Annotated in this window: 15 protein-coding genes; 3 read left to right on the top strand and 12 right to left on the bottom strand. The window is 30.6% G+C overall.

All coding sequences use genetic code 11. The features are described from left to right. Nucleotides 1–12 precede the first annotated feature (12 nt). The 6 genes from M890_RS16825 to M890_RS0103005 form a co-directional block, all read right to left on the bottom strand. A complete protein-coding gene (locus M890_RS16825) occupies nt 13–153 on the bottom strand; it encodes a hypothetical protein (protein WP_191098705.1) in 141 nt (46 codons plus the stop codon). A gap of 38 nt (nt 154–191) precedes the next feature. Further along, complete coding sequence (locus M890_RS0103025) at nt 192–395, bottom strand: hypothetical protein (RefSeq protein ID WP_028282109.1); 204 nt, start codon at nt 393–395, stop codon at nt 192–194. A gap of 104 nt (nt 396–499) precedes the next feature. Continuing rightward, complete coding sequence (locus M890_RS16600; protein ID WP_028282108.1) at nt 500–652, bottom strand: DUF1328 family protein; 153 nt, start codon at nt 650–652, stop codon at nt 500–502. A gap of 48 nt (nt 653–700) precedes the next feature. Then, complete coding sequence (locus tag M890_RS0103015; protein ID WP_028282107.1) at nt 701–1,606, bottom strand: mechanosensitive ion channel family protein; 906 nt, start codon at nt 1,604–1,606, stop codon at nt 701–703. Between the two features lie 47 nt (nt 1,607–1,653). Continuing rightward, complete coding sequence (locus tag M890_RS0103010; protein ID WP_028282106.1) at nt 1,654–2,157, bottom strand: Dps family protein; 504 nt, start codon at nt 2,155–2,157, stop codon at nt 1,654–1,656. Nucleotides 2,158–2,334: 177 nt separating this feature from the next. Next, nucleotides 2,335–3,114, bottom strand: a complete 780-nt coding sequence (locus M890_RS0103005; protein ID WP_028282105.1) for a tRNA pseudouridine synthase A — start codon at nt 3,112–3,114, stop codon at nt 2,335–2,337. A 92-nt stretch (nt 3,115–3,206) separates the two neighbouring features. On the opposite strand from M890_RS0103005, the gene M890_RS0103000 reads away from it, so the two are divergent. The 3 genes from M890_RS0103000 (at nt 3,207) to M890_RS16340 (ending at nt 5,832) form a co-directional block, all read left to right on the top strand. Beyond that, nucleotides 3,207–3,623, top strand: coding sequence for a hypothetical protein (locus tag M890_RS0103000; protein WP_028282104.1), 417 nt, complete (start codon nt 3,207–3,209; stop codon nt 3,621–3,623). A 70-nt stretch (nt 3,624–3,693) separates the two neighbouring features. Beyond that, nucleotides 3,694–4,494: a LytTR family DNA-binding domain-containing protein gene (locus tag M890_RS0102995; protein ID WP_028282103.1), complete on the top strand. Its 801-nt coding sequence runs from the start codon at nt 3,694–3,696 to the stop codon at nt 4,492–4,494. A 93-nt stretch (nt 4,495–4,587) separates the two neighbouring features. Further along, the gene (locus tag M890_RS16340; RefSeq protein ID WP_051437428.1) at nt 4,588–5,832 is read left to right on the top strand and encodes a S41 family peptidase; all 1,245 of its coding nucleotides are present in this window, start codon (nt 4,588–4,590) and stop codon (nt 5,830–5,832) included. A 99-nt stretch (nt 5,833–5,931) separates the two neighbouring features. Here the strand turns inward: M890_RS16340 and hisIE are convergent, their stop codons facing one another. The 6 genes from hisIE to hisC form a co-directional block, all read right to left on the bottom strand. Continuing rightward, complete coding sequence (hisIE, locus tag M890_RS0102985; protein ID WP_028282101.1) at nt 5,932–6,534, bottom strand: bifunctional phosphoribosyl-AMP cyclohydrolase/phosphoribosyl-ATP diphosphatase HisIE; 603 nt, start codon at nt 6,532–6,534, stop codon at nt 5,932–5,934. 348 nt (nt 6,535–6,882) lie between these two features. Then, a complete protein-coding gene (gene hisF, locus M890_RS0102980) occupies nt 6,883–7,638 on the bottom strand; it encodes an imidazole glycerol phosphate synthase subunit HisF (RefSeq protein WP_028282100.1) in 756 nt (251 codons plus the stop codon). A 1-nt stretch (nt 7,639) separates the two neighbouring features. Next, nucleotides 7,640–8,374 (bottom strand): 1-(5-phosphoribosyl)-5-[(5-phosphoribosylamino)methylideneamino]imidazole-4-carboxamide isomerase, encoded by a 735-nt coding sequence (gene hisA, locus M890_RS0102975; protein ID WP_028282099.1) that lies wholly within the window; start codon nt 8,372–8,374, stop codon nt 7,640–7,642. A 53-nt stretch (nt 8,375–8,427) separates the two neighbouring features. Then, nucleotides 8,428–9,009 (bottom strand): imidazole glycerol phosphate synthase subunit HisH, encoded by a 582-nt coding sequence (hisH, locus tag M890_RS0102970; RefSeq protein WP_028282098.1) that lies wholly within the window; start codon nt 9,007–9,009, stop codon nt 8,428–8,430. A 142-nt stretch (nt 9,010–9,151) separates the two neighbouring features. Beyond that, nucleotides 9,152–10,291 carry a bifunctional histidinol-phosphatase/imidazoleglycerol-phosphate dehydratase HisB gene (hisB, locus tag M890_RS0102965; RefSeq protein WP_028282097.1) on the bottom strand — a complete coding sequence of 380 codons (1,140 nt, stop codon included), beginning with the start codon at nt 10,289–10,291 and terminating at the stop codon, nt 9,152–9,154. A 44-nt stretch (nt 10,292–10,335) separates the two neighbouring features. Further along, complete coding sequence (gene hisC, locus M890_RS0102960; RefSeq protein WP_028282096.1) at nt 10,336–11,370, bottom strand: histidinol-phosphate transaminase; 1,035 nt, start codon at nt 11,368–11,370, stop codon at nt 10,336–10,338. Nucleotides 11,371–11,512: the final 142 nt, after the last annotated feature.

Below are 11,512 nucleotides of genomic sequence, written 5' to 3'. Positions count from 1 at the left end.
TATTTTTTTGTTTTAATCTACTGCATCTTCTACATCATCCGCAACATTTTCTACTGCGTCTTCAACTTTTTCTCCTGTAGATTCTTCTCTACATCCTGTTAATAGTAATGATACTGAAAATAACAAGATAAATGTGTGTGCTAGTTTTTTCATAATATTTTGGTTTATTGGTAGTTGTATTATTTTTATTTTTAATCCTCTATTTCTTCATCAATTTCTTCCTTTACATCATCCATTGCATCATCAACATCGTCTGAAGCTTCTTCTAAATCATCACCAATTTCATCAATAGTCTCTTCAACTTTTTCTTCTGGTGTTTTATTTTCTTCTCTACATCCTGTTACAGCTATTGATAGCGAAAAAAGAATAAGAAATGTATATATAAGCTTTTTCATTGTTTTAGGTTTTAAAGGTTTAGTAAACTAATCAGCTAACTTATTTTTGCTTTTAAAATATTAGTTTAATAGCTGATTAGTTGTATGTTTTTCTGTTCCTAGCTTTATGCCTTTTTTAGAAGTGTTAATACAAATAACACTAAAAAGATGAAGAATAAAACTTTAGCAATTCCTGCAGATGCTCCTGCTATTCCACCAAATCCTAAGATTCCAGCGATAATTGCGATAATAATAAATGTGATTGTCCAACGTAACATAATTTTTGGTTTTTTAATGATTAATATTTAATTAAAGGCGCTTTGCTTTTAATTATTTGAGAATGAATTCTCGGTTTCCTTAGGCGTATCAAATGATAATTTATTATCAAATTGAAGAGTCCTAATTGGAAATGGTATATTTATATTTTCTTTATCGTAAGCTTTCTTTATTTCAATAATAGCTTTACTTTTTGATCTCATTTTTTCTAGAGCATTTTCTGCATCTATCCAAAATCTACATAAGTAATTAATAGAGCTTCCTCCATATTCTGTATAGTAAAACTCGACATCTTCTGGTTTTTCTATTTGATCAAATGTGTCACAAATGGTTTGTTTAGTTAATTGTTCTACATGATCTAAATCAGACTCATATCCTACGCCACATTCTAGAAAAACTCTCATTTTAGTAGTTAGGGTGTAGTTTTTCATTGGGTTATCCAAAATCATCTTATTTGGTATGATGACCATGTTGTTATCCGCTTCTTTAATAGTAAAGTCCTTTAGGTTTATGTCAATAACTTCTCCAGAATACCCATTAGTTTCTACCCAATGTCCTATTTGTATTTTCTTTCTAAATGACAATACAATACCTGCAAATGTGTTAGATAATGTACCTTGCAATGCTAATCCTATTGCTAAACCTGCCACACCAGCACCTGCCAGTAATGAGGTTAAAGTTTTACTTAAGTTTAGGATACCTAAGGCTAAAAACAGTCCTGCTAGCACTACAACTACTGATGATAGACTACCTATCATGTTTGTAATTGAGTTTTGCTGAATTTTTCTAGACACTAATTTTGTCACATATTTGTTTACATATTTAGCTATAAAATATGCTGCAATTAAGACTATAATGGCTAAAATTAGATTTGGAATGTTTGATACAATCGCGTTAAACCAAGATTCTAACTTATCGATTAGTAAATTGTATGCTTCTGATAATTGAGATTTCATAATATTTTGTTTAGTTAATAAAGTTTTGATAGCATTAAAACCTGTGTTTAACTATTAGTAACTACTTTTTTTAATTGATCTGCAGTGTTTTTTGACCAAGCATTTAACATCCAACTTGATTTTTCTAATTCTCTAATATATGCTCCAATTAAGTCAATTGTACCTTCATCTCCTGCATCTTCAGCCTTACTAAGTACTTGAGACATTTGTGCTAACATGGTTTTATGGTCGTTAAGCAGCTCCTCTATCATTTCCTGATCAGTTATTAGGCTTGAAGCTTCAGAAAGTGACGATATTTTTAAGTAATCACTAAACTTACTTACAGGATGATGTCTTAATGTTAAAATGCGTTCTGCAATTTCATCTACTTTAAGCTTAGCTTCATTATACATATTTTCAAACTTTTCGTGTAAGTCAAAAAAGTTTTTTCCTAATACATTCCAATGGAAGCTTCTTAATTTTTGATAGTATATATTATAATCTGCTAATAATGTGTTTAACTCTACAACTACAGGTAGTAATTTCTCATCTTGCATATTCAAATAATTCATGTGTTCTGTTTTTAGTGTTGTTAATTTCTTTGATACAAAGATGCAACACTAATCAAGCTGACATGTTATATGATTTTTTAAGAATGTTATAGAATTTCAATAAACACCTATATATAGTGGTGTTTTCTTAATAAAAAAAGTGTTAAAATGTAAAAATCACAACGAATTTGATAATTTTTACTCAAATTCGATATCCTTTAAAATTAACCCAGAAGCAGGTGCTATATAATGGTTATTACCTTTAAAATCTGGTTTTAAACTAGCTTCAATATCCTCTAAAGTACGTTTACCTTGACCAACTGCAATCAATGCTCCCATCATTAAACGGATTTGATTACGCATAAACCCTTTCCCTTTTACACGTAGAATGTAACTTTTTTCTGGAAAAAAGCTTGCTGTATACATAGTATTTTCTACAATTTCGCATTTTAAAATGGTCCTGTTATATATACCATTATCTGTTGGTCTGTAACAATAGTGCTTTAAAAAATGTTCACCTTCAAACAGTCTAGCTGCTTGTTTCATTGACTCAATATCTAAAGGATCTAAAATTGTAGTTAAAATTGGAGCACAAAACGGATGAAATTTACCTCCAAATGCAAAGACATATAAATATTCTTTAATTTTTGAATGTTGTATAATATTAAATGTGCTATCAACCTCCTTTATTGTTAAAGCACGTAAATCTTGCGGTAAGTTATAATTAAATAAAGCTAAAAAGTCGTCAAAATCTGCAATAGGCTCTTCTAAAAACAATTCAAAAGCAGCATTTTCTGCACTAACCATAGCATCTGTGCGACCAGACGTTAAAGTTTTAAATTTCTTTTTATCTAAAATAAAATTTAAAGTACGATCAATCATTAAATGTAAAGTCTTAAGGTTAGGCTGTTTTTGCCAACCATGAAACCTATACCCTAAATATTGAATTGTTATGACGTAAAAAAACTTTTTTTGCATATTTAATTTTGAATGCCGAAAATACAGTTTTACTTACCATTTGACAAAAATTTTATACCTTGAAACCATATTAACTAACTAAACCTAATTTTATGACTAATGTAACGACACACAAACCACCAATTTGGTTTTTAGTAATCAGTATTATTGCCTTAATATGGAACCTTTTAGGCGTTTTTGCATACATAGGACAAGCTTTGATGTCTGACGAAGTTTTAAAACAATTGCCAGAAGCAGATCAAGAAATGTATGCCAATTTACCGTCTTGGTATATTGGAGCTTTTGCTATAGCAGTTTTTGCAGGTACCATTGGAAGTTTATTATTGGTGATTAGAAAAAAATGGGCATTTCATGTTTTATTAATCTCATTAATTGCTGCACTAGCACAAATGTATTATTTAGTATTTGTACTTAAAATGGCCAATGCCATGACACCAATGATTATTATAGTTGGTATGGCTTTAGTATGGTTAGCAAATCATGCAACTAAAAAAGGCTGGTTATCTTAAACTAATTTATAATTAAATCTTAAAAGCATCAATACTACTATTGGTGCTTTTTTAAATAACTTATATTAATTTGAAATCTAAATATCCTTTTGACCCTTCATTAAAACACCACATTATTGTTGGTTTTGGACTTGGGTTATGGATTTTTTTATTCTTATTTATTACCGAACCATTAGATATAAGTGAACTTAATCCTTCAGAAAAACTAAAGTATTTACCCTTTTACAGTCTAATTGCAACTTTTTCATATGTATTATTTTTACCTATTCAGTATTACATTTATAGACAATCTAATAACAATTGGTTTTTAAAACACGAAGTACTATTTTTATTAAGCCTATCCATTGTTTCAATAACATTAGCAAGATTATATTATTTATACATTGTAGTTGCTGGACAAGCCAATCCGCATACTTTAGGTTATATGCTAAAGGCATTATTATTACCTGCATTAGCTATTATTTTACCAATTATAGTTATTGGTCGTTTTGCTTTTGGAAAATATTTTGAAAAAAAACTAGAGGATAAAAAAATTGAAATTAAAGGTGAAGGTAATTACGAAAGTTTAAAACTTCATTTAAACGAGTTAATAGCTGTACAATCTTCGGATAATTATATTGAAATCTTTTACTTGTCTGGTACTAATCTTAAAAAAAGTCTAATTAGAAACAAGCTTTCTTACATTGAAACTACATTTTCCGAATTACAACGTACGCATCGATCCTACATAATAAACCCGTATCATTTTCAGTCTTGGAAAACCGAGAAAGGAAAACATTTTTTAATGCTTTCTCATAATATTCAAATACCTATTTCTAAAACTTATTTAGAAGCTGTTAAAAGTACATTTAATTTCGCCACAGCTGGATAGCATTTCGTCCCAAAGACCTATTATTACTGACTTTTAGTTGATTGTAAAACTATCTTTGTTTCAGAAAGTTTAATCAATTAAAACCTATTAATTATGAAAAAAATCAGTTTAATTTTAGTCCTTTTTTTTACTTCAAGTCAGCTTGCTTTTTCTCAAACCGAAACTTGCGATTGCAAAACCGATTTAGACTTTTTAGTCGAAAAAATAAAAGCTATGCCTTCCTTTAAAAAACAAATTAAGGAAGAAAAAGCTATAGAATTTGAAACAACCTATACAAGACTAGCTAACAAAATGAAACAAAATGTTTTGATTGAGGATTGTTATAAAATGTTACTACAACAAATGATAATTGTTAATGATGTGCATGCCTCATTAAACTTTAATAAAACACTTATTAGTAAAGAAGATTCAAAAGACACTTTAAAACTAAACATTTTTAAAGCTAGTGATGCTTTTAAAAATCATCCAAAAACTAAACAAAACTTAAATGATTTGGAAACCAAATTGTCTAAAAAATCTACACAAGATTTTGAAGGTATATACAATTATGGTGAAAATCTTACAATTGGAATTTACAAACAAAATGATAGTGACACTTTTATAGGTGTTGTTTTAAAAAGTCATCTAAAACAATGGGATGCTGGACAAATTATAATTTATGCAAATCAGACCAACGGGATTAAGTATAACCTATACTACTATGATCCAATAACTAGATCTCCTGGTTTTGTAAAAAGTATATCTTTTGAAAATGGACGCCTTTGGATGTATAAAAAAGAAAACAGTTTTAATAATGAAGAATTACCTATTAAAAATCAGTCGGATTGGGAATTTAAACAATTAACTCCAGATACTCAATATTTATATTTCGGTAATTTCAGTTCTTTTAGTAAAGCTAATAAAACAGCATTTAAAGCCTTTTATGCTAAAACAAAAAAAGTATTAACAGCTAAAAATGTAATTGTAGATTTAAGAAGTAATCGTGGTGGAAACAGTAAACTATCTGATCCTTTTTTAAAATTATTAAAAAAGAAAAACGTTTATATTTTAACCAACTGCTTTACAGGAAGTAATGGAGAGCAATTTACTTTAAAACTAAAAGCGCTTAAAAATGCAACACATTTAGGTCAAACAACAAGAGGAATTATCGCTTACGGAATGAATTATGGTTACAATTACAATACACCTTCTGGTAATTTTAACATTACTCCTACAGATATGGATTTTAATGAGTATTTAGCTTACGAAGGGAAAGGTGTCACTCCAGAAATTGCTTTGGACTACAGTAAAGATTGGCTAGAGCAAACATTAGCAATAATAAAAAACACATCTAATTAATAACACATAACGGTTTTACGTGGTTCTAATGCACGATTAAACTTTCTATTATTTCATTAGATAAACTGTCGCTAATAAATTAGCGACAGTTTTATATGTTTATTTTTTTTCTCTTCCTTTTAATACATCTACAACATCATTAAGCTTAAATCCTTTAGCTTGCAATAACATTAAATAATGAAACAGTAAATCTGCACTTTCACTTAAAAATAAATCGTCATTGTTATCCATTGCTTCAATAACAACTTCTACAGCCTCTTCACCAACTTTTTGTGCTACTTTATTTATACCTGAAGCAAATAATGAGGCAACATAAGATTTCTCGGTATTTCCCGCTGCTACTCTACTTTCAATAGTATTTTCTAATTTTGAAATAAAACCGAAGTTCTCAGAATTAGACTCATTCCAACACGTATCGTTTCCTGTATGACATGTTGGTCCTTTTGGTTTTACTTGTATTAATAAGGTGTCGTTGTCACAATCTAGTTTAATATCAACCAGGTTTAATACGTTTCCGCTTTCTTCACCTTTAGTCCATAAACGATTTTTGGTTCTGCTAAAAAAAGTAACCAATTTGGTTTCTTTAGTTTTATTAAACGCTTCTTCATTCATATAACCCAACATCAATACGTTTTTTGTTGTGGCATCTTGAATTACTGCTGGTACTAAACCGTCATTGTTTTTGTTGAAATCTATAGTCATCTTGTTATGTATTGGTATCGCTAAATACATTGTGTTTTTTTAGCAATATTTTCTTAATTATGCGATACTGAAACAAGTTCAGTATGATGTTGTATTATTTCTGCGTCGTCAGTTTAAGTGAAATTGCACTTTCTGCAATTTTGTATGAAGAACTTATTTTATTGTGCTTCTCGATACAATTTGCTCCTGCTTCACAAACCACTCGAAGTGTCGTAATGTGCTGTTTTTATTGGTTTCTTGTAATACAAACCAATATATTCTTCTTTATTTTATGTGATACTGAAACAAGTTCAGTATGATGTTACGATTATTTCTATGTCGTCAGTTCCAATAGTTAACTATGACGTGTTACATTCTAACTTCTATATTATTTTCTCTTAATGCTTCTTTTAAATCTTGTATTGCAATTTCACCAAAATGAAATACGCTTGCAGCCAATGCTGCGTCAGCTTTTCCTTCTTTGAAAGTATCTACAAAATGCTGAACTGTTCCTGCTCCACCAGAAGCTATTATAGGAATATTCAAAGTTTCTGATAACTTAGCTAAAGCTTCGTTTGCGAAACCTGCTTTGGTACCATCGTTATTCATGGAAGTAAACAAAATTTCTCCTGCACCTCTACTTTCAACCTCTTTAGCCCAATCAAATAAATTTAAATCGGTTGGAATACTTCCACCTGCTAAATGTACTATCCATTCACCATTAATTTGCTTAGCATCTATAGCAACCACAACACATTGGCTACCAAATTTATTAGCCAACTCGTTAACTAATTCTGGTCTTTTTACTGCTGAAGAATTGATGGATACTTTATCAGCACCAGATTTTAATAATACATCAACATCTGCGATTGAAGAAATGCCACCTCCAACTGTAAACGGAATATTAACGTGTTCTGCGACTTTTAAAACCATATCAATCATGGTTTTTCGACCTTCTAGTGTCGCTGAAATATCCAAAAACACTAATTCGTCTGCACCTTTTAAAGCGTATTGCTTCGCTAATTCCACAGGATCTCCTGCATCACGAAGGTTTACAAAATTGACACCTTTGACGGTTCTTCCGTCTTTGATGTCTAAGCATGGTATGATTCGTTTTGTTAGCATATTATAAAAAGCGTTCTAATTCTTTTAAAGTAATTCTGTTTTCATACAATGCTTTTCCAATAATAACGCCTTCACATCCAATATCTGCTAGCTTTTCTAAATCTTCAATGGTAGTAACTCCACCTGATGCAATTAACTTAACTGACTGACCTGAACTATCATTACTACATTGTTCAATAATATTTTTATACAACTCTAAAGAAGGTCCTTCTAACATGCCATCTTTGGAAATATCTGTACAGACCACATATTGTATACCTTGTTTTTGGTAATCTTTTATAAACGGAATCACTTCCAAGCTACTCTCTTCTAACCAACCACTAATTGCAATTTTTTCGTTATTACAATCTGCTCCAAGAATTATTTTCTGAGAGCCATATTTGCGTATCCAACCCTCAAAAGCATCTCTATTTTTAACAGCTATACTTCCTCCTGTAATTTGTTTAGCTCCTGAGTTAAAGGCTGTAATGATGTCGTTATCTGTTTTTAAACCACCTCCAAAATCGATTTTAAGGTTGGTTTTAGATGCGACTTGCTCTAAGACTTTATAATTTACTACATGAGATGCTTTAGCACCTTCTAAATCAACCATATGCAAGTACTCAATTCCTGCATCTTCAAATTGCTTAGCGATTTCTAATGGGTTTTCATTGTATATTTTGGTTGTATTGTAATCGCCTTTTGTCAAACGCACACACTTTCCGTCTATAATATCTATTGCTGGTATTATTCTCATTCTTTTAGCTTTTTATTGTTATAATATTTTCTGAATTACTTCAGAATTTTGAGCTATAGCTCGATAAAATTCTTTAATATTTGTTCTCCTACAGTACTGCTTTTTTCTGGATGAAATTGTACACCATAAAAATTATTGTGTTTTAATGCCGAAGCAAAGTCTATACTATAAGTAGTAGTTGCAATACTTTCTTTACAATTTTCGGCATAAAAACTATGTACGGAATACATAAACTCTTGGTTTTTGATACCTTTAAACAAATCTGATTTTAAATCCGTAATGGTATTCCATCCCATTTGTGGTACTTTAACGGTATTGTTAAAACGCTTGACATCTACATCAAAAATACCCAAACCTTTGGTGTTACCTTCTTCTGAAGATTTACACATGAGTTGCATACCTAAACAAATCCCTAAAACTGGTTGTTTTAATGTTGGAATTAAAGTGTCTAAACCGCTTTCTTTTAACATTTTCATTGCAGAACTTGCCTCACCAACACCAGGAAAAATGACTTTGTCTGCTGCTTTAATCTCATCTGGATTATTAGATAAAATGGCATCGTAACCTAAGCGTTTAAAGGCAAATTGGATGCTTTTTATATTACCTGCTCCGTAATTTATTATTACTAATTTCATTTTATAGCTTTTGTTACGTCAGTTCGAGTAAAATTGCTATTTAGCAATTTTATATCGAGAACTTATTTTTATATGCTTCTCGATACAATTTGCTCATACTTCACAAATCACTCGAAGTGACGTTAATTTAATTTACTTCGACTTAAAGCATTCCTTTAGTTGATGGTAAAAACATTTTATTAGCATCACGTTTTACAGCCATTTTCATTGCTTTTGCAAAAGCTTTAAAAATGCCTTCAATTTTGTGGTGTTCATTAGTGCCTTCAGCTTTAATATTTAAATTGCATTTTGCACCATCTGTAAACGATTTAAACAAGTGGAAAAACATTTCGGTTGGCATATCGCCTATTTTTTCACGTTTAAAATCGGCTTCCCATTCTAACCAGTTTCTACCTCCAAAGTCAACAGCTACTTGTGCTAAGCAGTCGTCCATAGGTAAACAAAAACCGTAACGTTCAATCCCTAATTTATTACCTAATGCTTTGTTGAATAATTCGCCCAAAGCAATCATAGTATCTTCAATAGTATGATGCTCATCAACCTCTAAATCGCCATCAACTTTTATGGTTAAATCCATTGCGCCATGACGACCAATTTGGTCTAACATGTGGTCGAAAAACTTTAAACCAGTATCGATATTATTTTTACCAGAACCGTCAAGGTTTAATTTAATGTAAATCTTGGTTTCGTTGGTATTACGCGTGATTTCTTCTACACGATCATTTAGTTTTAAAAACTCGTAAATCGCTTTCCAATCTGTACTTGTTAATGCGATACAGTCAAAAATGGCTTGTTTTGAACTTTCAATTTCATCAGCTCCTAATTCAGGATCTTCAGATAAGAATATACCTTTTGCTCCAAGGTTTTTAGCCAATTCCATGTCTGTAATGCGATCACCTAAAACAAACGAGTTTTCTAAATCGTATTCAGCTTTATCAAAATACTTCGTTAACAAACCTGTTCTAGGCTTGCGAGTTTCGGCATTTTCATGCGGAAATGTTTTGTCTATACACACTTCAGAAAAAACAACACCTTCTTTTTCGAATGCTGAAATTACTTTGTTTTGCGCAGGCCAAAAGGTATCTTCAGGAAAAGAATCGGTTCCTAAACCATCTTGATTGGTTACCATAACTAGCTCAAAATCTAGCTCTGAAGCTATTTTAGCCATGTATTGAAATACTTTTGGGTAGAACTCTAATTTCTCTAAACTATCTAGTTGATAATCCACAGGTGGTTCTAATACCAAAGTTCCGTCTCTGTCTATGAATAGTACTTTTTTCATGATTATATGTTCTTGTGAGATTCTGAAACAAGCTCAGAATGACGTTATATATTTTTTAAAGCTTCAATTAATCTCTCATTTTCAACAGCAGTTCCAACAGTAATTCGAATACAATTCTCAACCTGAGTATTTCTGTTTCTAATAATTACTTTTTTATCGATTAGATATTGGTAGGTTTTATCTGCATTATCAACTTCAACCAATAAAAAATTAGCATCTGTTGGATATATTTTTTTAACAATATCTAATTGATTTAAAGCGTCTTTTAACTTCGTTCTTTCTGAAAGAATTATATCGATATTTTTAGACACTTCAGATTGATTATTTAAACACTCTAAAACTGCTTCTTGATTTAAAGTGCTTACGTTATAAGGAGGTTTTACACGATTGTAAAGTGCAATAATAGCATCGCTAGCATAAGCAACGCCTACTCTAACACCTGCTAATCCCCAAGCTTTACTAAAAGTTTGACTTACAATTAGATTATTGTATTTATTAATGTTTTTAATGAATGATGCTTGTGAACTGAAATCTATATAAGCTTCGTCTACAATTACGATACCGTTAAAATTCTCAATAATGTATTCAATATCTTCTGTATTGATACTATTTCCTGTTGGATTGTTTGGCGAGCAAATAAAAATGATTTTTACATCTTCAAAATCTAAATACGGTTGTAATTGATTTAAGTTAATTTGAAAATCGTTAATCAAAGGTTGCTTAATCACCTCTATATTATTGATGTTTGCAGATACATCGTACATTCCGTACGTTGGTGTAAAAGTTAAGACTTTGTCTTTTCCTGGTTCGCAAAAAATACGAAAGGCTAAATCGATAACTTCATCGCTACCATTACCAATAAAAATTTGGTTTGTTTCTACAGATTTAATGGTAGATAATTTTTCCTTAATTTTAGATTGTTGCGGATCTGGATAACGATTTAACTCTCCAAACGGATTTTCGTTGGCATCTAAAAACACATCTGCTGTTCCTTTAAACTCATCTCTTGCAGATGAATATGGTTTTAAAGCTATAATGTTAGCTCTAACTAGGTTGTTTATGTTGAATGTTGTGTTCATTTTTTATAATTACTGAATAAATTGCAGTTCTCTATTGTCTGAATTTGTGTGATACTGAAACGAGTTCAGTATGACGTTACGATAGTATTTAAACTTTACTTCTTAATTTAATTCCTTGCTTCAAATCTTTCGTCACACTGAA

Source organism: Olleya marilimosa CAM030, assembly GCF_000518485.1.
Lineage (GTDB): Bacteria > Bacteroidota > Bacteroidia > Flavobacteriales > Flavobacteriaceae > Olleya > Olleya marilimosa.
This window is presented reverse-complemented; position numbering and strand designations above follow the sequence as displayed.

What these genes read in the sequence shown, in the direction of transcription:
- M890_RS16825 (WP_191098705.1), bottom strand. Translation starts at nt 153, where the DNA reads ATGAAAAAACTAGCACACACATTTATCTTGTTATTTTCAGTATCATTA.
- M890_RS0103025 (WP_028282109.1), bottom strand. Translation starts at nt 395, where the DNA reads ATGAAAAAGCTTATATATACATTTCTTATTCTTTTTTCGCTATCAATA.
- M890_RS16600 (WP_028282108.1), bottom strand. Translation starts at nt 652, where the DNA reads ATGTTACGTTGGACAATCACATTTATTATTATCGCAATTATCGCTGGA.
- M890_RS0103015 (WP_028282107.1), bottom strand. Translation starts at nt 1,606, where the DNA reads ATGAAATCTCAATTATCAGAAGCATACAATTTACTAATCGATAAGTTA.
- M890_RS0103010 (WP_028282106.1), bottom strand. Translation starts at nt 2,157, where the DNA reads ATGAATTATTTGAATATGCAAGATGAGAAATTACTACCTGTAGTTGTA.
- M890_RS0103005 (WP_028282105.1), bottom strand. Translation starts at nt 3,114, where the DNA reads ATGCAAAAAAAGTTTTTTTACGTCATAACAATTCAATATTTAGGGTAT.
- M890_RS0103000 (WP_028282104.1), top strand. Translation starts at nt 3,207, where the DNA reads ATGACTAATGTAACGACACACAAACCACCAATTTGGTTTTTAGTAATC.
- M890_RS16340 (WP_051437428.1), top strand. Translation starts at nt 4,588, where the DNA reads ATGAAAAAAATCAGTTTAATTTTAGTCCTTTTTTTTACTTCAAGTCAG.
- hisIE (WP_028282101.1), bottom strand. Translation starts at nt 6,534, where the DNA reads ATGACTATAGATTTCAACAAAAACAATGACGGTTTAGTACCAGCAGTA.
- hisF (WP_028282100.1), bottom strand. Translation starts at nt 7,638, where the DNA reads ATGCTAACAAAACGAATCATACCATGCTTAGACATCAAAGACGGAAGA.
- hisA (WP_028282099.1), bottom strand. Translation starts at nt 8,374, where the DNA reads ATGAGAATAATACCAGCAATAGATATTATAGACGGAAAGTGTGTGCGT.
- hisH (WP_028282098.1), bottom strand. Translation starts at nt 9,009, where the DNA reads ATGAAATTAGTAATAATAAATTACGGAGCAGGTAATATAAAAAGCATC.
- hisB (WP_028282097.1), bottom strand. Translation starts at nt 10,291, where the DNA reads ATGAAAAAAGTACTATTCATAGACAGAGACGGAACTTTGGTATTAGAA.
- hisC (WP_028282096.1), bottom strand. Translation starts at nt 11,370, where the DNA reads ATGAACACAACATTCAACATAAACAACCTAGTTAGAGCTAACATTATA.